The following is a 20,294-nucleotide window of genomic DNA, read 5'->3' on the forward strand; positions in this document are numbered from 1 at the left end:
CACCCGTACGACCCGCCCGGTCAGCGGGGCGCGGCCGGGAGGCTTCCGAGCGCCAGCCCCTGGACCGTCCGGACGGCCGCCACCGTCCAGGCCCCGGCCAGCGTGACGAAGAGCAGCACCGCCAGCGCCCCGAACACGGCCAGTCCCGTCCGGTCGGCCAGCGCCGCCGCGCCCGTCACACAGGTGCCCACCGGGAAGGTGAACGCCCACCACGTCATCGTGAACCGCATACCGCGCCGCCGCGCCCGCACCACCAGCGCGCCCGCGAACGCCAGCCACAGCAGGGCGAACCCCGTCACGGGCACGCCGTACAGCACCGCGAACGCCTCGAACCCGCGCGCGTGGGCCGCCGGGACCGCGTCCGGCGCCAGCTCCGCGAACCGTCCGGCGGCCGTCGTGGACTGCCCCAGCGGCCCCAGCACCAGGAACAGCGTCGGGGTCAGCGCGAGCGGCGGCGGACCGTCCGCCACCAGCGTCGCGAAGACGGCCGGAAGCATCATCAGGGTGCCCAGCAGCCCGATCCCGAACAGCGCGGCACAGCCGAACAGCAGCGTCCCCCGGGCCGCCCCCGCCGGCAGGTACGGCACGAACTGCGGACCGGTCGCCGCGGCCACCATCGGGGCCACCACCGGCAGCAGCCACACCGGCGCCGGACGCGCCGGGGGTGTATGCCGCACCACCACCAGCAGATACGGGATCACCACCGCCACCGCGAGAGCGGTCACCGTCCCCACGGTGAACAGCGCCGCGCCGAGGACCACCGCGACCCGCTCGCCGAGCACGTCCCGGCCCACCGCGACCGTCGAGGCGCCCACCGCGAGCAGGGCCATCGACAGACACCCGTAGAACGGCGCCATCGCCGGGTCACGCAGATGCGCGCGGGCCTGGTCCCCGTGCCGCCGCCAGTGCACCGCGCGCGCGGCCGTCACCGCCGCCAGCGCGAGCACCGACAGCGCCCACACCGCCACGCACACGGGCCGCAGCCCCGGCACCCGGACGGGGAGCGCGGCCCCGGCGGTGGCCACGATCGCGGTCCCCATCACACACGCGTACCAGTTGGGCCCGAGATGACGGGTGCCGGGCCGGACCGCGGCCCCGGCGGCGGGCGGTCCGGCGGGCGGCGGGGACATCCGGGGACGGGCGGCGGTATGGAGCATGGGTCCACCGTCGCGGGGCGGCCGACCGCCCACCAGGGGTGTTGTTGCTATGAGGGCATAAGCTGGATTTATGGGTCAAGGGAGCAAAAGCGGGCAGCGGAGCGGTCCGCTCGCGCACCGGGTGCCGGACCTCGGGGCACTGGAACTGCTGCTCGCCGTGGCCCGGCTGGGCAGCCTCGGCCGGGCCGCCCGGGAGCTGGGCATCACCCAGCCCGCCGCCAGCAGCCGCGTCCGCGCGATGGAACGGCAGCTCGGGGTGGCCCTGGTGGACCGCTCCCCGCGCGGGTCCCGGCTCACCGACGCCGGAGCGCTGGTCACCGACTGGGCGCGGCGGATCGTCGAGGCGGCGGAGGTCTTCGACGCGGGGGCGCAGGCGCTGCGCGACCGGCGGGACTCGCGGCTGCGGGTCGCCGCGAGCATGACCATCGCCGAGTATCTGCTGCCCGGCTGGCTGATCGCGCTGCGCGCGCGCCACCCGGACACCGCGGTGTCCCTGCTCGCGGGGAACTCCGCCGCGGTCGCCGGGCGGCTGCTGTCCGGCGAGGCCGACCTGGGGTTCGTCGAGGGGGTGGGCGTGCCGCCCGGCCTGGACTCGGTGGTCATCGGACACGACCGGCTCGTCGTCGTCACGGCGCCCGGGCATCCCTGGGCCCGGCGCGGACGGCCGGTGGCCGGGGACGAGCTGACGCGGACCCCGCTGATCCTTCGGGAGGAGGGCTCCGGGACCCGGGAGGTGCTGGCCGCGGCGCTCGGTGGGCTGGCGCGGCCCCTGATCGAGCTGTCGTCCACCACCGCGGTCAAGGCCGCGGCGGTGGGTGGGGCGGGGCCCGCGGTGCTCAGCGAACTCGCGGTCGGGGAGGAACTGGCCGCGCGCCGCCTCGTCGCCGTCCCCCTCCAGGACATCGCCCTGACCCGCGCCCTGCGTGCGACCTGGCCCCGGGGCCCCCGCCCCACGGGTCCGGCCCGGGACCTCCTCACCCTCACCCACTGGTGACCCGTGCGGGGCCCGTGCGGGTGGCTGTGCAGGGTGCTGGTCGTCCGCTTCTCGCACGGTTCCCCGCGCGCCTGTGGGTCTGCCCGGCTGGACCCACTTGTCCCTGTGCGGGTCGTTCGTGGGTGCGCAGTTCCCCGCGCCCCTTTCGGGGCACCCCTGGTGCTTGTGTCTTGTTCGACGGGTGCGTGTTGCCCTCGTTTTCGCGCGGTTCCCCGCGCGTCTGGGTCTGCCCGGGTGGGCGTACTTGTCCCTGTGCGGGTCGTTCGTGGGTGCGCAGTTCCCCGCGCCCCTGACGGGCCGCTTCCTGGTGCTGTTGCCTTGTTCGCCGGGTGCGGGTCGCTGTCGTCCTCGGAGGCAGGCGGCGCCGGGGGTCGGGATGCGGAGGCCGTCGGTCGCCTTCCCGGTGGTAGGCATCGGGCGGTCCGACTCCCCAGCGGCGCAAGGTCGCCGAAGTGCTACAGATGGACCTTGAAGAACTCGACGCTCTGCTCACCCCGGCTGCGGTGCCGCCGGAGCCCGGACGGTTCGCGTCGGGTGCCTACTACGGCCCGGGGGACGCTGACGCGATGATCCGACGTGAGTTCCTGCACCTCATGGCGGTTTCGGGCCCGCTCGCCGCCGTGCCCGCGGGCGGGGCAAGTGCCCTGGAAGGCGGTGCCGGTGGCTTCGAGCGGATGAACGGTCATCTGTGGCAGGTCTACCGGCTCGCTCGCGCCAAGCACTCGGTGTACCCCGCGGTGCAGTCGCAGCTCATCGCTTTGAACGATGCGCTGCGCGACGGACGAGGCCGGGCAGGTTCGCTCCGTGTCGCGGCCGGGGACCTGTTCCAACTGGCGGGCGAGCTCGCCTTCGACGCCGATCGGAACCACGACGCCGCCTCCTCCTACGCGTTGGCGGCCAGTGCGAGCAAGGAGGCCGGGGCCTACGACCTGTGGGCGTGCGCCCTGATCCGCAGCGCCTACGTGGATCTCTCCGAGCGTCGCTACCGGCGCGCCGCTGACACCTTGGGGGCCGCGCGGCGCGTCGCCCTGCGCGGGGACAGCGGCCTTGCCACCAAGTACTGGGCCGCGGCGGTGCAGGCCGAGGCGTCTGCCGGCCTCGGAGACCTCAACGCCTGTGAGGCGGCCCTGGACGAAGCCGAGAAGGTGGCCGACCTCGGTGACCGGGAGCCGGCCGCCGGATGGTTGCGCTTCGACGGTTCGCGTCTGGCGGAGGAGCGCGGAGCCCGGTATTTCCAGCTCAACCGCCTCGACCTGGCCGAGGCGGCCCTGAAGGACGCGCTGGAGCTCGGTCCGCCGGCCGTCGGACCTTCCTTCCGGCGCCGGGGCGCGGTACTCGTGGATCTGGCGGCGATCGGGGCCAGACGGAAGGACTCGGAGCAGGTCGTGCGGTACGGACGGGAAGCCCTGGCGCTGGCGCGGGCCTCCGGGTCGGGGTATGCCATCCGTAGACTCTCGACCCTGACCGCCGAGCTGGACGACGTAAGGCGGGACCGGGGTGTCGCCGAACTGAAGGCCGAGATCGGCGGTCTGTCGGCGTGACGAGAGGGGATGGCATGACCACCGAGGGCGCGCGGGTCTTTCGTGAGGCGTGGATCGCGGGAGTGCGCAAGCACTTCCCCGGCGAGCCGAAGCCGGGCTACGTGACTCCATGGGAGCAGACGCCGGACTGGGAACGTGAGGCCGCGGGTGCCGTCTACGAACAGGTGCGCCAGCTGCTCGAACTGAGTGGTGGTCACGCTTCCCGTCTGTCGCGCGAGCAGAAGAGCCGGTTCGTCGCCACGAGCTGGACGGCACAGATGTTCAAGCACTTCGAGGACCCTAAGCCGGGATACGTGGCCGACTGGCCCGACCTGCCGGACTGGCAGAGGGAGACCGACTCGGACATCTTCGATGCCGTCGAGAACAGCCTGGAGTAGGTCCCGGTTCCGCAAGCAAGGGTCCCTGACCGGAAGGCCGGGTGCCTCGTCGGGTGTGGCGGCCCCGCCCCGGTCCACCGGTGACAGGGATTCCCGTTCGCGCGGATGACGCCCCGAAGGGGATCAGCCGCGGCCTTCCGCCGCCGCTGAGACCAACCCCCGTACCACCCGGAGATCGTCCCCCATCTCCGGGTGCCACTGCACCCCCAGCACCCACGGCCCGGCCTCCGGTGCCTCGACCGCCTCCACCGTGCCGTCCTCCGCGAACGCCGAGGCGACAAGGCCCGTCCCGAGGCGGTCCACCGCCTGGTGGTGGTACGTCGGCACCACCGACACCCCGGGGGCCAGCGTCCCGTACAACGTGCCCGGCACCGCCGTGACGGGATGCGTGCCGAACGTGCCGACCCGCTCCACATGGCCGTCGAGATGCTGGACGAGCGTCCCGCCGAGCGCGACGTTCAGCAGTTGCATCCCCCGGCACACCCCGAGCAGCGGTGTCCCGTGGGCGAGCGCCGCCTCGATCAGGGCGAGTTCCCAGGCGTCCCGTTCCCGCGCGGGAGGGCCGGTCCGGGGATCGGGCTCCGCCCCGTACCGCACCGGCTCCACGTCCGGGCCGCCCGCGACGACGACCCCGTCCAGCCGGGCCACGGCCGCCGCCGCGTGCGCCGGGTCGTCGGGCGGCAGCAGTACGGCGAGGGCTCCGGCGGACTGTACGAGCCGGGGATAGCCGATCGCCAACAGCGCCACCTCCAGCTCCCACACCCCCCACCGCGCGCGCTCGCGGTACGTGCTCACTCCGATCAGCGGCCTGCTCACCGGGCACACTCCTTCTGACGGTCCATCACTCCATGGAGTGAACTCGGCGGGGGGACGCGGTCCGGCGGATCGTCCAGGGCGGCGCGGAGCGTGGCGTTACCGGCGGGGTGGCCGGGGGAGCGGACCGGTTCCGACGGGGCAGGATCGGGGAACGTGTCGTGCAGCCGGTACCCGCCCGGCGGCGCGCCGCGGGTAATACCTTAGGCGCCCGGCGCACCGAAGGAGGCCGTCCCCGTGGCAGACCGCACACCCCCGCTCGGCGTCGAGGAACTGCGCGCCCTCGTGGCGGACGGCGGGATCGACACCGTCGTCCTGGCCTTCCCCGATATGCAAGGACGGCTCCAGGGCAAGCGGTTCGCCGCGCGCTTCTTCCTGGACGAGGTCCTGGAGCACGGCACCGAGGGCTGCGACTACCTGCTCGCCGTCGACACCGAGATGAACACCGTCGACGGCTACGCCATGTCCTCCTGGGACCGCGGCTACGGCGACTTCGCCATGCGTCCCGACCCCGCCACCCTGCGCAGGATTCCCTGGCACCCCGGCACCGCCCTGCTGCTCGCCGACCTCGCGTGGGCCGACGGCTCACCGGTCGCCGCCGCGCCCCGCCAGATCCTGCGCCGGCAGCTCGAACGGCTCGCCGGACACGGCTGGACGGCCCAGGTCGGTACCGAGCTGGAGTTCATCGTCTTCGAGGACACCTACGAGCAGGCGTGGGACGCCGACTACCGGGGCCTCACCCCGGCCAACCAGTACAACATCGACTACTCGATCCTCGGCACCGGCCGGGTCGAACCCCTGCTGCGCCGGATCCGCAACGAGATGGCGGGCGCCGGACTGGCCGTCGAGTCGGCCAAGGGCGAGTGCAATCCCGGCCAGCACGAGATCGTGTTCCGCTACGACGAGGCGCTGGTCACCTGCGACCAGCACGCCGTCTACAAGACCGGGGCCAAGGAGATCGCCGCCCAGGAGGGCCGCTCGCTGACCTTCATGGCGAAGTACGACACCCGGGAGGGCAACTCCTGCCATATCCATCTCTCGCTCACCGACCCCGACGGCCGACCCGTGATGGCGGGGGACGGGCCCGACGGGATGTCCGCGGTGATGCGGCACTTCCTCGCCGGTCAGCTCGCCGCGCTGCGGGACTTCGCGCTGCTGTACGCGCCGAACATCAACTCGTACAAACGCTTCCAGCCCGGCTCGTTCGCGCCGACCGCCGTCGCCTGGGGCCATGACAACCGGACCTGTGCGCTGCGGGTGGTCGGCCACGGCCCCGGCACCCGTTTCGAGAACCGGCTCCCGGGCGGCGACGTCAACCCCTACCTCGCCGTCGCCGGGCTGATCGCCGCCGGGCTGCACGGGGTGGAACACGGGCTCGAACTCCCCGAACCCTGCACCGGCAACGCCTACACCGCCGGACACGCCCGGGTCCCCACCACCCTCCGCGAGGCCGCCGGGCTCTGGGAGAACAGCACGATCGCCCGCGCCGCCTTCGGGGACGAGGTGGTCGACCACTACCGGACCATGGCCCGCGTCGAACTCGACGCCTTCGACGCCGCGGTGACCGACTGGGAACTGCGCCGCTCCTTCGAACGCCTGTGAGGAACGCCTTGCCGCACGAGCACGAGGACGACCCGCTCCGCCCGCCCCGCGACCCCGGCGCACCGTACGAACTGACGGTGCTGAACCCGGCGACCGAGGAAGTCGTCGCTACCGTCCCCGGCGCCACCGCCGCCGATGTGGACCGGGCCGTCACCCGGGCCGCCGCCGCCCAGCGCGGCTGGGCCGCCCTCGCGCCCGCAGACCGGGCCCGCGCCCTGCGCCGGTTCGCCGCCGCCGTCGACGCGCGGATCGGGGAACTCGCCGCACTGGAGGTCCGGGAGGCCGGACACACCATCGGCAACGCCCGCTGGGAGGCGGGCAATGTCCGCGACCTCCTCGACTACGCCGCCGGGGGAGTGGAACGCCTCACCGGGCGCCAGATCCCCGTACCCGGCGGGATCGACCTCACGATCCTCGAACCGCTCGGGGTGATCGGGGTGATCGCCCCCTGGAACTTCCCCATGCCCATCGCCGCCTGGGGCGTCGCGCCCGCCCTCGCCGCGGGCAACGCCGTCCTCCTCAAACCCGCCGAGACCACCCCGCTCACCGCGCTGCGGCTCGCCGAACTGGGCCGTGAGGCGGGGCTGCCCGAACATCTCTTCCAGGTGCTGCCCGGCACCGGACCGGTCGCGGGTGACGCGCTGGTCGCCCATCCCGGGGTCGCGAAGATCGTGTTCACCGGCTCCACCCGGGTCGGCAAGGCGATCATGGCGAAGTGCGCCGGACGGGTGAAACGGGTGACCCTCGAACTCGGCGGCAAGAGTCCCAACATCGTCTTCGCGGACGCCGACATCGAGGCCGCCGCCGCGAGCGCGCCGATGGCCTTCCTCGACAACAGCGGCCAGGACTGCTGCGCCCGCACCCGCATCCTCGTCCAGGACACCGTGTACGACCGGTTCCTGGAACTGCTCGCCCCCGGGATCGAGGCGGTCCGGGTCGGTGACCCGGCCGACGAACGCACCCAGATGGGGCCGCTGATCTCCCGCGCCCAGCTCGACCGGGTCCGCGGGTACGTCCCCGGGGAGCTGCCGGGGGTCCGGGGCGACTGCCCCACCGGACCGGGCTTCTGGTTCCCGCCGACCCTGCTGACCGGTCTCGCCCCGGACGCGCCCGCGGCCGTCGAGGAGGTCTTCGGGCCGGTCGCCGTGGTGCTCCCCTTCACCGACGAGGACGACGCGGTACGGCTCGCCAACGCCACCGAGTACGGGCTGTCCGGTTCGCTGTGGACCCGGGACCTGGGACGCGCGCTGCGGGTATCCCGGGCGGTCGCGGCGGGCAACCTCTCCGTGAACTCGCACTCCAGCGTCCGCTACTGGACCCCGTTCGGCGGCTACAAACAGTCCGGGCTCGGCCGTGAGCTGGGGCCCGACGCGCTGACCGCCTTCACCGAGACCAAGAACATCTTCCTCAGCACGGAGGTCTGACCGCCCATGACCGACACCCCCGGGGCCGGCCCCGCCCGCACCGACGACGACAGGCCCGCCGCGGCCGTCTGCCGGCGGCTGGTGGGCCGTACCGCCGTGATCACCGGAGCGGGCAGCGGTATCGGCCTCGCCACCGCGCGCAGACTCGCCTCGGAGGGCGCGCGCGTCGTCTGCGGCGACATCGACGAGCAGTCGGGCCGCGCGTCGGCCGACGCGGTCGGCGGCACCTTCGTCCGGGTCGACGTCACCGACGCCGGGCAGGTCGACGAACTCTTCCGGACGGCGTACGACACCTATGGCTCGGTCGACATCGCCTTCAACAACGCCGGGATCTCGCCCCCCGAGGACGACTCGATCCTCACCACCGGGCCGGCCGCCTGGCGGCGGGTCCAGGAGGTCAATCTGACCTCCGTCTACCTCTGCTGCAAGGCCGCCCTGCCCTATATGCGGCGCCAGGGCCGGGGCTCCATCATCAACACCGCGTCGTTCGTCGCCCGGATGGGCGCCGCGACCTCGCAGATCTCCTACACCGCGTCCAAGGGCGGCGTCCTCGCCATGTCCCGGGAACTGGGTGTGCAGTTCGCCCGGGAGGGCATCCGCGTCAACGCCCTGTGTCCCGGGCCCGTCAACACCCCGCTGCTGCGGGAGCTGTTCGCCAAGGACCCCGAGCGCGCGGCCCGGCGGCTGGTCCACATCCCCGTGGGCCGCTTCGCCGAGGCCGACGAGATCGCCGCCGCCGTCGCGTTCCTGGCCAGCGACGACTCGTCGTTCGTCAACGCCACCGACTTCCTGGTGGACGGCGGGATCTCCGGCGCCTACGTCACCCCGCTGTAGCGCGCCCCGGGGACGCGGCGGGACGGCGTACCGGTCCTGTCCACCGGTACGCCGTCCCTTCGGGCCGTGGGGTCAGGCCCCGCCGAGGTCCGCGGACATCCAGCGCTCGGGACGCATATGGAAGACCACCTGTTCGCCCTGCTCGCTCTCGGCGTGGGCGAGATAGGCGTCCACGCTCTCGGCGGGCAGATAGCGGGACGCCATCTCGTGGTAGTGGTCCCGGGTCGCGGGCATCGTCTTGATGACGGGACCCTCCACCGACACATAGCGCGTGGTCGGCGTGGTCCGGTCCACCAGCAGGGTGAAGCGCCCGGCGGCGGCGATCAGGGTGCTCTTGCGGGACGTGGCACCGGTGATGATCCAGATGTCGCCGCCCGGCTCGTACTGGTACCAGACGGGGACGGTGACGGGGGCCCGGTACGGGTCGCCCGAGTCCAGCGCGATCGCCGCGACATGGGCTTCGGCGAGGAACACTTCGCGCTCTTCACGGGTAAGGGGCATGGGGTCTCCTTGGTCTCGGTACGGGTCGGTCCGGCCCGTCGCGACCGGACCGCACCGGCTCCCGCCGCGCGCGGCGCGGTCCGCCATGGCCCCGGGCGCTCGGCCCTGGGCGCGCCGGGTGGGACCGGCGGGACATGACGGGGAGGGGGACGGTGCTGTCCGGAGCACGGGCGTGCCGCAGGGGCACAGCCGTGCGCGACGGGGTGATGAAAGGTGACGGTGGTGGGGGGAGGGCGCGCGGAACGCTCCGTGCGCGGGTGGCGATCGAGGTACGACGTCCGGTCGGCGGTCACGGACCCGGTGGTGGGCGGGTCCGGCCGGCCGTCGCACAACGGCCGTGGCGTGTCGGGCCGGTGGGTCGTCCGGGTGGGGGGTGGGGCGCGCGCCGGCGTCAGTGGCGGTGCGGGGCCTGTCTCGGCGGGTGGGGGGTGGCGGCCGGGGCCCCGGCGATCGCCGGGGCCACAGGGCGCGGGCGAGCGGGACGGGCCGTCCGGCTCCGTCCGGTGGGGTGGGGTGCTCCGGCGGCGGAAGGGTGGGGCCGCCCCGCCGCCGGAGCCGGTGTCGCGTGGTACATGGGCCGTTCTCTCTCGCTCGTCAGGCGTGATCGAGTTACCGTACGACCGTACCAGCTGTCCATACGGTAGATCGAAACAACTCCGCCGTACGAGTGAGTGCGCGGTTAACGACTTGTGGAACGGGGCTTGACACCGACCCCCGCGGCCCCGTGCACCCGGGCCGCCAGTTCGCGCTCCTCGGGCGTGCCGTCGGGGCGCCACTCCATCAGCTTCGCCAGACCCGGCCTGACCAGGTCGAAGCCGTCGAACAGACCGAGGACGAAGTCCCGGCTGCGGTAGCGGATGGGGTTGGCGCTGCGGGAGTAGATCTCGGTGATCTCCGGTGCCTGCGCGGTGAGGCCCTCGTCGGTGGCGTGGGACAGCGCCAGATGGCTGCCCGGCGCCAGCGCGTCGCGGTACCGGGCCACCAGCGCCCGCGGGTCGTCCTCGTCGGGGATGAACTGGAGCACCGACAGGAACAGCAGCGCGACCGGCTCGTCGAAGTCGATCAGCCGCCGTACCCCGGGGTGGCCCAGTACCCCGTCCACATCACGTAGATCGCCCTGGACGGCCTCCGACAGGGGGTCGTCGGCCAGCAGTTCGGCGGCGTGCAGCGCGGCGGCGTCGTCGTTGTCGACGTACACCACCTTGATCCCGGGGTCGGTCGCGCGCGCCACCTCGTGCACCGGGCCCTGCGTCGGGATGCCCGATCCGATGTCGAGGAACTGGCGTATTCCCGCCCCGGCGCAGTACCGCACGGCCCGCTGGAGGAAGGCGCGGTTGGCGCGCATGATGAGCGGTGTCTCCGGCAGCAGTTCGACGACCTGGCGCGCCAGTTCCACATCGGCGGGCAGATGATGCGTCCCGCCCAGGTAGTAGTCGTACATCCGGGCGGCGCTGGCCCGGCTGGTGTCGATCCCCTCGATCCCTTCGATGGCCTCGATCCCCCGTGGTGTTCCGGGGGCGACGCGGGGTGAGCTCTCCACGGACGGTTCTCCTCGGCTCGGCGTTGCTGATGGGGTTGGCGCGGTCGCGGAACGGGCCCGCGGACCCGGGCGCCGGGCCGGTCGGCCGGCCCGGCACCCGGAGGTTCAGGCGCAGGTGGGCACCGAGGTGCCGGCGGCGCGCCCCTGGGGGGCGGGCGCCCGGCTCGCGTACGGGTCCGCGCGCATCCCCCACTCCGCGGCGAACCGCCGGCCGAACAGGGAATCGCCGCCCGCGACCAGCAGCAGCTCGTTCAGCGCGGTCAGTACGCAGCGGGAGCGGCGCTCCGGCGGCAGCGCGAACACCGGCTCCATCACCTCGTGCGCCTCCGAGGGTTCGCCCAGGGTGAGGAACGCCCTGGCCGTGTCGATCCGGCTCAGCGCGTGCTCGGCGTAGGCGCGTACCTCCGCGGGCGCCTTGTCGAACAGGTCCAGGGCGGTGAGGAGTTCCTGGAGCGCCGGGTGGATGTCGCGGACGTCCAGCAGGGCCGCCCCGACGAAGTAGCGCTGCTGGGCGCTCTGGAGGTGGAAGATCCCGTCGGCCCCGTTCCCGGTGCCGAAGTACATCTGTTTCCTGTTGCCCTCCTCCCATGCCCGCAGGGCCTCGCGTGCCTCGTCGTCCTGTCCGGCGCGGGCGAGCGCGCGGGCCCGGCGCAGCAGCAGATGCGACTTGATGCCGTCGGGCCACTCGCCGCGCGCGCCGTCGTCGGCGATCCGGGCGGACTCCACGAAGTCGCCGTCGGAGAAGGCCAGCCGGGAGCGGACCACGCTGACCCAGCGCCGCGCGTCGTCGTGCTCGGCCTGGCCCGCGAACATGGAGGCGGCCCAGAGGTGGGCGCGGGCGGCCGAGGTGCCGCCGAGGTCGTCGCAGACCCAGGCCGTCAGCGCGGAGCAGCGGGCGGCGAGGGCCTGGAGGCGGACGGTCTGGCTGGGGCGCTGCTGGCCGCGCAGCAGTTCGGCCATGCGCTCGCCGAGCTGGGTGAGCTGGAGCAGCACCGGGGCGGGTGAGGCGTGCAGATAGGCGCGGCCCGCGTCGCGCAGTTCACGGTCGAGTTGTTCGACCGTGACGTCGTCGACATTGGTCGTCGTCACATGGCGGGCGGTGCCCAGCGCGTTCTCGCCGCTGACGGCCATGAGTTCGGCGGTGCCGGTCTCGCGCAGGCGTAACGGGCGGTGCGCGGGGTCGGGCGGGCCGGGGTGCCCGGGGCAGCCGGCGGTCGCCGTCCCCGCGGTCCGCGGGCGGGAGGCGGGCGGTTGCTGGGGGTCCGCGTCACCGGCGAGCCGTCGGTGGTACAGCTCGCGGTCCTCCTCGGGCATGTGCCGCAGGTCCTCGATGTCGACGAGCTGGACCCAGCTCGTGCCGTAGATGTCGGCCAGGGTGCGCAGGGTGCGCACCGTGGGATGCACCCCACGGGCGGGCCACTGCTCGAAGTCCCATATGCGGCTGCCGCGCATCCGGGACTCGGCGTCGTTGCGCAGGGCGCTGTAGCGGGCGGCGACCTCGTCCAGCGAGAGTTCGCAGGCGAGGCGGCGCGCGGTGCGCGGGCGCATATGGCAGAGCTGGGCGAGTGCCGTGGCCACGGCGTCGTTGATCCGGTCCGCGGGGAATCCGAGGGCCTTCAGTTGTTCCCGCAGTTCCCTGCGGTAGGGCTTGCTTCCTGGCTTGTGCTGGAGCTCTTTCACGTAGCGTTCTCCCCCTTGGTGCATCACATGACTGCGTGCAGATGTCGCGGAAGTGCGCTGGACGACCCGTCCCCCGGGCCCGGAAAGGTCAGCAGGCGACCGCCTCGATCAGGGAGATCCGGCCGGTGTCCTGGACGCCGCGGACCGTGAACCCGGCCTCGGACAGCAGGGTGCGGTAGTCGTCCGCGGACCGCTCCCGGCCGCCGATGAGCAGCAGCAGATGGAGATCGAGCAGTCCCCGGGCGCCCGCCGGGTCGGCGGGGCGGGCGAGTCCTTCGGCGATGAGCAGGACGGCGCCCGGCTCCATCGCGCGGCGGCAGGTGGTGAGGATGCGGCGGGCCCGGTGGTCGTCCCAGTCGGCGAGCACCCGGCACAGGATGTGCACGTCGTGGCCGCCGGGCACCTCGTCCAGGAAGTCGGCCGGGGCGAGGGTGAGCCGGTCGCCCCAGCCGCGCGCGCCGAGCGGTCCGGCAGCACGTGTCACCACGTCCGGCAGGTCCACGAGGGTGACGTGGAGCGTGGGGTGGGCGTCGAGCAGGGCGGCGGTCAGGGCGCCGCGGCCGCCGCCGATGTCGGCGACGCGCCGTGCCGTGCCGAAGTCGTGGCCGGTCACGACCAGGTCGCGGGCCTGGCCGATGGAGTCGGCCATACCGGCGTCGTAGGCCGCGGCGGCCGTGTCGTGCTCGCGCAGGTACTGCCAGAAGCCGGTGCCGAACGCCTGCTCGAAGGCGGAGCCGCCGGTGCGCACCGTGTGCAGGACATGGCCCCAGGCGAAGAACTGCTCCTCGCAGACCGTGACCACCCACGCGGCGAGCGAGCCGGGGGCGTCGGAGCGCAGCGGGGCGGCGTGCGGGGTGAGGGAGAACCCCCCACCGGCGGTTTCGGCCAGGAGGCCCTCGGCGACCAGGACGCGCAGGAACCGGGGCAGGACCGCGGCGTCCGCTCCGCAGTGCCGGGCGAGTGCGGCGGCGGACCTGGGCCCGTCGGCGAGCGCGTCCACGACGCCCAGTTTGACCGCCGCGTAGATCACCTGCGAGCGGCGGTATCCCGTCACGGCGTCCCTCAGGTGCAGGTCGGACGCGGGCGGACTGATCAGGGTGTGGTCGGACAAGACAACCCCTTCGTTACCGATGCGTACGATACCGTATGACAGTACGGTACGGCCTACCGGGGCTGCAATACCGGTCGGTCGTATGGTAGGGTTATTGGAACTATTAGGGAGAAGTGTTGGAAAAGGGGCAAATGCGTCGGCGTCGGGCTGGAGGCGAAAGACGGGGCGAGGTACTGCGCGTGGCGGTCGGTGTACTGGCCGAACGCGGCTACGACCGCACCCGTTTCAGTGATGTCGCCACCGCCGCGGGCGTCGCCGTGAGCACACTCCAGTTCTACTTCGGCTCCCGCGACGACATGCTCATCGAGGCGCTGCACCAGTCCACCGAGGAGGAGGTCTGGGCCATGGAGCAGGCCGCCGCCTCGGGAAGCACTCCATGGGAGCGGCTGGTCCAGCTGCTGGAACGGGGCCTCGCCATCCTCCCGGTGCAGACCTGGCGCATGCTGCTGGAGTTCTGGTACGCGGCGGCCCGCGACCCCGAGCTGCGCGCGCACAGCGTCGACATCCAGCAGCGGTACCGCAGGCCGTTCATCGAGGCCATCCGGGACGGCATCGCCAGCGGTGAGTTCACCACCGAGGAGGACCCGGAGGACCTGGTCACGGTCATCCTGGCCATGCTCGACGGCATGCTCATCCCGCGTGTCTGCGATCACGCCTACTTCCGGGAGGACCGGGTGCGCGAGGTCGCCGTCAGCACCGTCGCGTCCCTGCTCGGCGTCAAGAAGAACGTCTCGTACTCGGCCACGTGACGCCTCGCGCGTCATGTCCCGTCCACCGGCACCATTCCTCCGCACGAACCAAGGAGACAGCCATGTCCTCGCGTCCAGGAACCCCGGCCCTGATCGACGTCACCTCCGCCGACCTCGACGCCAGCAAGGAGTTCTACCGCGGCCTCTTCGGCTGGGAGTTCGACGGTTCGCTCGACCCCTCGGGGACCTACACCTACGCGGTCGACGGCGGGAACACGATCGCCGGACTGCGGGCCGCGCAGCCCGGCCAGCCCCCCGCGTGGACCCTCTATCTGCACTCCGACGCCGCCGACGCGACCGCGCAGGGTGTCAAGGACCTCGGCGGACAGGTCGTCTACCAGAACGAGGCGCCCCAGCAGGGCCACGTGGTCATCGCCGCCGACCCGACCGGCGCCTTCTTCGGGGCGTGGCAGTCGCTGCGCGACGCGGAGTTCCGCACCGGCGCCCCCGGCACCCTGGCCTGGGCCGAGCTCAACACCCGCCAGGGCTCCGCCGCCGACGAGTTCTACCGCGGCCTGTTCGGCTACGAGCAGCAGCAGATCGGTGACGGCGTCACCTACGACTACAGCGTGTGGGGCCACGGCGCGGCGCCCTTCCTCGGCCGCCTCCAGCTCCCCGACGCCGTCCCCGCCGAGGTCCCCCCGCACTGGACGGTGTACTTCGGCGTCGACCCCGCGTCCGGCACCGACAAGCTCATGGAGCGCGCGGTCGGCCTCGGCGCCACCCTGGTCTCCGCGCCCGAGGACATCCCGGCCGGCCGCAAGGCCGTCCTCACCGACGTCGCCGGTGCCGTCTTCGCCGTGATCGACGGCTCGAAGGCGACCCGCTGACCGACACCCCGCACGGCGCACCGAGGACCCCGCCCGGACCGGACACCCCGGCCCCGGGCGGGGTCCCCGCCGTACGGGGGAGCGGCCGGCGGGCAGCCGCGCCGGACCACCGCGGCGGCCGGTCGCGCCGATCAGGGACCCCCTACCCGGCCCGCGGCGCGCTCCCGCACCCCGGCCAGCAGCAGCGCGCGCGCCGGGCCGTCCAGCGCGGCGGACGCCGCCGTCCACGCCAGCGCCACCGCACCGTCCAGCACGGCCCGGTCCCCGGACGGCCCCGCGCACACCTCGGCGAAACCCGGCTGATGATTGACGGCGGACCCGCAGTCCACCCCGATGCTCGGCTGGATCGCGGGCAGCGCCCGCGACACATTGCCCATGTCCGTCGACGCCGGGGTCAGCCGGCCCGCCTCCTCGGCGAACGGCACCGGCGAGCGGCCCAGCGCCGTCACCGCCGAGCGGTACGCACCCGCCAGCCAGGGATCGGACACCAGATCCGCGTACGCCGGTGACACCTGCCGCACCTCCTCGGCGCAGCCCGTCGCCACCGCACCGGCCCGCAGACAGTCCCGGATCCGCCGCTCCAGCCCCTCCAGCGACTCGTACGAACCGGCGCGCAGATAGTAGAGGGCCCGGGTGTCGTCGGGGATCACATTCGGTACGGCGCCGCCGTCGGTGACGATGCCGTGCACCATCTGACGGTCCTCCAGATGCTGCCGGGCCAGCCCGATCGCGACCTGGGCGACCGTCAGCGCGTCGGCGGCGTTCACCCCGTGATGCGGGGCGAACGCGGCATGCGCCGCCCGCCCCCGGTAGCGGACCTCCAGGTCGGTGACCGCCAGCGTCCGCGGGGCGCACAGCTCGTCCGGCGAGGGGTGGATCAGCAGCGCGAACCCGACATCGTCGAACACCCCGCGCTCCAGCAGCAGGATCTTCCCGCCGCCGGTCTCCTCCGCCGGGGTGCCGATCAGCTTCACCGTCACACCCAGGTCACCCGCGACATCCCGCAGCGCGAGCGCCGCGCCCACCGACGCCGCCGCGATCACGTTGTGGCCGCACGCGTGACCCAGCCCCGGCAGCGCGTCGTACTCCGCGCACACCCCCACCACCAGCTCACCGTCGCCGTACGTCGCCGTCAGCGCGGTGTCCAGACCGCCCACGCCCCGCCGGACCGTGAACCCCTCCGCCGCCAGCACACCGGCGACCCGCGCCGCCGCGCGATGCTCCTCGAACGCCGTCTCCGGATCGGCGTGCAGCGCGTGCGACAGGGCGAGCAGCCGCTCACGGTGCCCCTCCACCGCGGCCCGGCAGCGCTTGCGCAGTCCCGCCGGCACCGCCTCCCACGCCGCCCCGCCCGCCGCGTCGGCGCGCTCCCGCGCCCCGCCCACGGCCGCGCCCCCGCCCTGCTCCGCCCCGGCGCCCGGTCCGGTGTCCGGCCCGCTCACCGCCGGGCCCCGACGACACAGCCCAGCCGGAACTCCGCGCACTGCGCCCCACCGTCCGACTCCCACCACAGCTCGTCCGGGGCGGGCAGCATCTCCGACACCACGCACTCCCCGCCGCCCAGCCCCGCCACCTCGGCCACGGACAGCGGATCGGCGAAGTCCACGTACAGCGGCTTCGGTTCGGAGGCGTGCCGCAGGAACACATGCCGGGGCAGGGAGTGCCCGGAGCGCCAGCGCTGCACCGCCAGCCAGCGGTCGTACGGCTCCGGGCCCGGCGCGTCCGGCAGCGGGACCCGCCAGCGGGCCCGCTGGTAGACCACCGAGTCGATGACGATCCGGGGCGTGCGCGCGCCCGTCTCCACCGTGACCGGCACCACCGAGGGCAGCGACACCGCCCGGTGCAGCGGGGACCGCAGATCCCCCGGGTACAGCAGCCGCCGTTCGCCCCGCACCTCGATCGCGTCACCCGCCGGGGCCACCGAGACCTCCGCCACCGGCGCCGTCTCCGTCCGCGGCTTGCCCGACAGGCCGCTCAACTCCACCGAGAGACCGGGCAGTTCCGGGGTGACATGCGCGCTGCGGCGGCGCGAGACGATCGTCGCCAGCCCCTCGGGCGGCAACCGACCGGCGATCCGTGCGGTGAACTCCTCCCACAGGCAAGCCGGGTCGCTGTGCGCGCGGTTCTCCAAGCCCCCGTAGACCGAACTCGCGTCGTCGTGCAGCTCCGACAGCAGCCAGGTCGCGCTCCCCGGGTCCCGCCCCACCGCCATCAGGTCCGGACTCGGCAACGACGCCTCGTACCGGTCGGCCTCCGGGACCAGCCGCCACAGCCCGGCGGTCGCCGCGCCGATCTCCTCGGCCGTCAGCTCCACCACCCCGTCGCACGCCGTACGTTCCGCGACGAGATCCCGCAGGGCCGTCCGCAGCAGTTCCGTACGGGGCCGCTCATCGGGCAGTTCCGTCGTCGCGAGCCGCGCCAGCGGCTTCCCCGTCCCGCCGGTCGCCCGGCGCACCACCTCCCGGGCGTCCTCCCGGGCCAGCAGCGCCCCCAGATGGCACACGGGCAGCACCGCCGACAGCGCCCGGCGCATCCCGTCCAGGACCGGGGCGCCGAACGTGACCCGCTCGCTCCAGGGACTCGTCCGGTCCTCGAACACCACCTCCCGGTCCGCGTAGTGCTCGCCCGCGCCCCGCCGCACCACCCCGGTCAGCTCCGCCGCCCGCTCCTGGACCCGCTCGTACGCCGCCGTCCGGCCGGGCCACGGCTCCGTCGCGTACGCCGTCCGCGCCGCCGCGAGCCGTGCCGCGGTGCCCGTCGGGTCGTGCGGGGCGAGCCTCGCCAGTGGACGCAGTTCGGTCGCGGGCAGCGGACGGCCCGCCACGATCAGCGCGGGTCCGAGCGCCCGCGCCGCCGTGTCCGCCGCCGCGATGTCCAGCCCCAGCAGTTCCGCGAGGGCGCCCAGCGTCAGTGTCCCGTCGGCGGCCCGCCACAGCGCCAGCGGCCCGGCGGCCACCCGGAACGCCTTCCCGTCCACGACCCGTTCCAGGACACCGCCGACGCCATGACCGTGGTCGCTGCTACCGCCGCCGCCGCCGTCCCGTTCGCGGAACAGCGGGCTGCGCCGGGCCACCCGCAGCGCCGGGTCCAGCCGCTCGGTCACCGCCCGGCCCAACGCGTCGGTGAGCCAGGTGCTCGCCTCCACCAGGACCCGCTCCGCCCCGGGCTCCCCCCGGACCACCGCCCGGTCCGACTCCCCGTCGAGCGCCGCGAACAGTACCGGGCCGAAGAACGAGATCGTCTCGCAGCGTGTCGTGAACCGCCGCAGATAGCGGTGCGCGGTCGTCAGGGTGCGGCGCAGTCCCCGCGGCGGCACTGCCTCCGTATCGCGGTCCGGCACGTCCCACGCGTCGAGCCGCGGGCCCAGCGGACGCTCCAGCGCGGTACGGAAGAAGGACGGGTTGGAGACGAACACCGCGTGCCGCATCCGCTCGTCGTCCACGGTGCGCGCCGTGTGCCGCCACGCGGCGACCGTCGCCGACCGCAGCTGCGCCGCCGCCCCGGCCCGGAACGCCGCGTCCGAGCGGACCCGCGCGTTCCACGACTCCGCCCAGATCCGGGTCCGCGTGCCGCCGACCGACTCCAGCGCCGCCAACTGCGGCTCGCCCAGCGCCTCGTACCCCTCGATCCGCCGGTGCGCGCGGAGCAGCGCCCGCCACGCCGGATGCCGCGCCGCGTCCGCCGGACGGGCCGCCGCCCGCAGCGCGGGCCAGCGGCCGGTCAGGAAGTCCGCGCGGGCGGCCCGCGCGACCCGGGCCCGCGCCGCCGCGCGCGCCGCGAGGTCCAGGGTGGCCGGGCTCGCCGTGCCCGCCAGCAGCGCCACCGGAAACCCCGGGGTGCGCAGCAGACACGGTGAGAGCAGCTCGACGGCCAGTTCCGCCGGGCCGTGCGGCACCGTCCACCGCAGGGGCGCCGCGACCGCGGGCGCGTGGTTCACCGCACCCCTCCGGCCCGCACCGCGGCCGGGGTGACGCCCGCCGGCTGCGCAGCCGGGACGGTCCGCTCCGCGCGGGCCGCGCGGCGGCGGGCGTTGAGCCGGGCCATCGTCATGACCTGGCCGAGCATCACCGTCAGCTGGGTGTGCGCCTGCTGGTCGACCGGGGAACCGTCGTCGGTGAGGTCCGCGCGGCCCTGCGACAGCGCGACGCCCATCGGGGTGGGCCAGCTGCGCAGCGCGTGCCCGACCGTGCGCAGGGTCTGGAGCGTGGACGACGCGCCCTGTTCGCCCAGCCCGATGGAGACACAGCCGAGCGCCCGGCCGTCGAGGTACGGCTGGGGCGCCCCGGCCAGTTCGTTGACATAGTCCAGGGCGTTCTTCAGCAGCCCCGACAGGGTGCCGTGGTACACCGGCGACACCAGCACCACCCCGTCGGCACGCTCCAACGCGGCCAGGTACCGGGCCGGACGCGGGCCCGGTGGCGGGCTGCCGGGGCGGTAGAAGGGCAGATCCAGCTCGGCGCCGGGGAACACGGTGGTCCGGGCCCGCGGCGCGCACTGGTCGGCGCACCACTGGGCCAGCCGGTTCGTCCGGGACAGCTCGCCCAGTGAACCGCTCAGGAAGACGATCTCGGGGACGGATGCGGTCATCGGTGCTGTTCCTCCTGGGTGGGGGCCACGGAACGGCCGCGGCCTCAAGGACTGCTGTCGTCGGCGGGGCGCCCGGCCGCGAGCGACGGCCGGTGCGGTGCTGCGCGGTGCGGTGCGTCGGGGGGAGGTGTGCCGTGGTGCGGTGCCGCGCGGTGCGATGGGTCGCGGGACGCTGTGTCGTGGTGCGGTGCTTCGTGGTGCGGTGCTTTGTGGTGCGGTGCTTCGTGGTGCGGTGCTTCGTGGTGCGGTGCTTTGTGGTGCGGTGCTTTGTGGTGCGGCGGGGCGTCCTCGTACCGGGCGGTGTCCCCGTTCCGGGCGGGTACGGGCGGTGCGGCGGGGGGACGTGGCGGGAGGTGGGGGCCGGGGGTCGGCCTGAGGGCGGGCGGCACGTCCGGACGGGCGGTCAGCGCCGCCCAGACGGAACCCCACGCGAAGGACCGGGCGTACTCGGCGCTCGGCCCCGGGGGGTGCGGCGGATACAGGCCCTCGGTCAGGACGCTCGCACCCCAGGACCGCAGCCGGGCCACGGACTCCACGAGCGCGGGGTGCGCGAG

Annotated in this window: 18 protein-coding genes; 9 read left to right on the forward strand and 9 right to left on the reverse strand. The window is 74.1% G+C overall.

The annotated features are described in order from the left end of the window. Positions 1 to 20: 20 nt before the first annotated feature. Entirely contained in the window at positions 21 to 1,157 is a 1,137-nt protein-coding gene (locus OG711_RS31445) for a TDT family transporter (protein WP_405674243.1), read from the reverse strand. 70 nt (positions 1,158 to 1,227) lie between these two features. Between OG711_RS31445 and OG711_RS31450 the strand changes: the two genes are divergently transcribed. The 3 genes from OG711_RS31450 (at position 1,228) to OG711_RS31460 (ending at position 4,069) form a co-directional block, all read left to right on the forward strand. After that, a complete protein-coding gene (locus OG711_RS31450) occupies positions 1,228 to 2,151 on the forward strand; it encodes a LysR family transcriptional regulator (RefSeq protein ID WP_073792231.1) in 924 nt (307 codons plus the stop codon). A 461-nt stretch (positions 2,152 to 2,612) separates the two neighbouring features. After that, positions 2,613 to 3,692 carry a transcriptional regulator gene (locus OG711_RS31455; RefSeq protein ID WP_329561887.1) on the forward strand — a complete coding sequence of 360 codons (1,080 nt, stop codon included), beginning with the start codon at positions 2,613 to 2,615 and terminating at the stop codon, positions 3,690 to 3,692. 14 nt (positions 3,693 to 3,706) lie between these two features. Next, complete coding sequence (locus OG711_RS31460) at positions 3,707 to 4,069, forward strand: hypothetical protein (RefSeq protein WP_329564176.1); 363 nt, start codon at positions 3,707 to 3,709, stop codon at positions 4,067 to 4,069. 123 nt (positions 4,070 to 4,192) lie between these two features. Here OG711_RS31460 and OG711_RS31465 read toward each other — a convergent pair whose 3' ends face one another. Further along, positions 4,193 to 4,885: a gamma-glutamyl-gamma-aminobutyrate hydrolase family protein gene (locus OG711_RS31465; RefSeq protein ID WP_329561889.1), complete on the reverse strand. Its 693-nt coding sequence runs from the start codon at positions 4,883 to 4,885 to the stop codon at positions 4,193 to 4,195. A gap of 234 nt (positions 4,886 to 5,119) precedes the next feature. Between OG711_RS31465 and OG711_RS31470 the strand changes: the two genes are divergently transcribed. Genes OG711_RS31470 through OG711_RS31480 form a run of 3 tightly spaced genes read left to right on the forward strand, consistent with a single transcriptional unit; the run spans position 5,120 to position 8,742 of the window. Then, positions 5,120 to 6,484, forward strand: a complete 1,365-nt coding sequence (locus tag OG711_RS31470; protein WP_329561891.1) for a glutamine synthetase family protein — start codon at positions 5,120 to 5,122, stop codon at positions 6,482 to 6,484. Positions 6,485 to 6,492: 8 nt separating this feature from the next. After that, a complete protein-coding gene (locus tag OG711_RS31475; RefSeq protein ID WP_405674245.1) occupies positions 6,493 to 7,908 on the forward strand; it encodes an aldehyde dehydrogenase family protein in 1,416 nt (471 codons plus the stop codon). A gap of 6 nt (positions 7,909 to 7,914) precedes the next feature. Next, positions 7,915 to 8,742, forward strand: coding sequence for a 3-oxoacyl-ACP reductase (locus OG711_RS31480; protein WP_329561892.1), 828 nt, complete (start codon positions 7,915 to 7,917; stop codon positions 8,740 to 8,742). Between the two features lie 72 nt (positions 8,743 to 8,814). On the opposite strand, the gene OG711_RS31485 is transcribed toward OG711_RS31480, so the two are convergent. The 4 genes from OG711_RS31485 to OG711_RS31500 form a co-directional block, all read right to left on the reverse strand. Continuing rightward, positions 8,815 to 9,243, reverse strand: a complete 429-nt coding sequence (locus tag OG711_RS31485; RefSeq protein ID WP_073792225.1) for a pyridoxamine 5'-phosphate oxidase family protein — start codon at positions 9,241 to 9,243, stop codon at positions 8,815 to 8,817. Positions 9,244 to 9,922: 679 nt separating this feature from the next. Beyond that, the gene (locus tag OG711_RS31490; RefSeq protein WP_241561684.1) at positions 9,923 to 10,783 is read right to left on the reverse strand and encodes an SAM-dependent methyltransferase; all 861 of its coding nucleotides are present in this window, start codon (positions 10,781 to 10,783) and stop codon (positions 9,923 to 9,925) included. 105 nt (positions 10,784 to 10,888) lie between these two features. After that, on the reverse strand, positions 10,889 to 12,463 hold the full coding sequence (locus OG711_RS31495) for a hypothetical protein (protein WP_073792224.1): 1,575 nt from the start codon (positions 12,461 to 12,463) through the stop codon (positions 10,889 to 10,891). Positions 12,464 to 12,551: 88 nt separating this feature from the next. Next, positions 12,552 to 13,574: a methyltransferase gene (locus tag OG711_RS31500; protein ID WP_079184877.1), complete on the reverse strand. Its 1,023-nt coding sequence runs from the start codon at positions 13,572 to 13,574 to the stop codon at positions 12,552 to 12,554. A 179-nt stretch (positions 13,575 to 13,753) separates the two neighbouring features. Between OG711_RS31500 and OG711_RS31505 the strand changes: the two genes are divergently transcribed. Both OG711_RS31505 and OG711_RS31510 read left to right on the forward strand, forming a co-directional pair. Beyond that, positions 13,754 to 14,323 (forward strand): TetR/AcrR family transcriptional regulator, encoded by a 570-nt coding sequence (locus OG711_RS31505; RefSeq protein WP_178391095.1) that lies wholly within the window; start codon positions 13,754 to 13,756, stop codon positions 14,321 to 14,323. 62 nt (positions 14,324 to 14,385) lie between these two features. Continuing rightward, positions 14,386 to 15,153, forward strand: coding sequence for a VOC family protein (locus OG711_RS31510; protein WP_329561897.1), 768 nt, complete (start codon positions 14,386 to 14,388; stop codon positions 15,151 to 15,153). A 131-nt stretch (positions 15,154 to 15,284) separates the two neighbouring features. Here OG711_RS31510 and OG711_RS31515 read toward each other — a convergent pair whose 3' ends face one another. From OG711_RS31515 to OG711_RS31525, 3 genes are read right to left on the reverse strand one after another with little or no spacing between them, the layout of a single operon-like run. Then, positions 15,285 to 16,595 (reverse strand): amidohydrolase, encoded by a 1,311-nt coding sequence (locus OG711_RS31515; protein WP_329561899.1) that lies wholly within the window; start codon positions 16,593 to 16,595, stop codon positions 15,285 to 15,287. Next, positions 16,592 to 19,090 (reverse strand): lantibiotic dehydratase, encoded by a 2,499-nt coding sequence (locus OG711_RS31520; RefSeq protein WP_329561901.1) that lies wholly within the window; start codon positions 19,088 to 19,090, stop codon positions 16,592 to 16,594. Before OG711_RS31520 ends, OG711_RS31515 begins: the two co-directional genes overlap by 4 nt. Beyond that, positions 19,087 to 19,740, reverse strand: coding sequence for an NADPH-dependent FMN reductase (locus OG711_RS31525; protein ID WP_073792220.1), 654 nt, complete (start codon positions 19,738 to 19,740; stop codon positions 19,087 to 19,089). Before OG711_RS31525 ends, OG711_RS31520 begins: the two co-directional genes overlap by 4 nt. A 157-nt stretch (positions 19,741 to 19,897) precedes the next feature. On the opposite strand from OG711_RS31525, the gene OG711_RS31530 reads away from it, so the two are divergent. Continuing rightward, positions 19,898 to 20,116 (forward strand): pentapeptide repeat-containing protein, encoded by a 219-nt coding sequence (locus OG711_RS31530; protein WP_329564181.1) that lies wholly within the window; start codon positions 19,898 to 19,900, stop codon positions 20,114 to 20,116. Positions 20,117 to 20,294 lie beyond the last annotated feature (178 nt).

This window comes from Streptomyces uncialis (assembly GCF_036250755.1).
Taxonomy (GTDB): domain Bacteria; phylum Actinomycetota; class Actinomycetes; order Streptomycetales; family Streptomycetaceae; genus Streptomyces; species Streptomyces uncialis.

Bases quoted from the DNA above. Each gene is read 5' to 3' on its own strand.
- OG711_RS31445 (WP_405674243.1), bottom strand. From the start codon at position 1,157: ATGCTCCATACCGCCGCCCGTCCCCGGATGTCCCCGCCGCCCGCCGGA.
- OG711_RS31450 (WP_073792231.1), top strand. From the start codon at position 1,228: ATGGGTCAAGGGAGCAAAAGCGGGCAGCGGAGCGGTCCGCTCGCGCAC.
- OG711_RS31455 (WP_329561887.1), top strand. From the start codon at position 2,613: ATGGACCTTGAAGAACTCGACGCTCTGCTCACCCCGGCTGCGGTGCCG.
- OG711_RS31460 (WP_329564176.1), top strand. From the start codon at position 3,707: ATGACCACCGAGGGCGCGCGGGTCTTTCGTGAGGCGTGGATCGCGGGA.
- OG711_RS31480 (WP_329561892.1), top strand. From the start codon at position 7,915: ATGACCGACACCCCCGGGGCCGGCCCCGCCCGCACCGACGACGACAGG.
- OG711_RS31485 (WP_073792225.1), bottom strand. From the start codon at position 9,243: ATGCCCCTTACCCGTGAAGAGCGCGAAGTGTTCCTCGCCGAAGCCCAT.
- OG711_RS31510 (WP_329561897.1), top strand. From the start codon at position 14,386: ATGTCCTCGCGTCCAGGAACCCCGGCCCTGATCGACGTCACCTCCGCC.
- OG711_RS31525 (WP_073792220.1), bottom strand. From the start codon at position 19,740: ATGACCGCATCCGTCCCCGAGATCGTCTTCCTGAGCGGTTCACTGGGC.
- OG711_RS31530 (WP_329564181.1), top strand. From the start codon at position 19,898: ATGGGTCGCGGGACGCTGTGTCGTGGTGCGGTGCTTCGTGGTGCGGTG.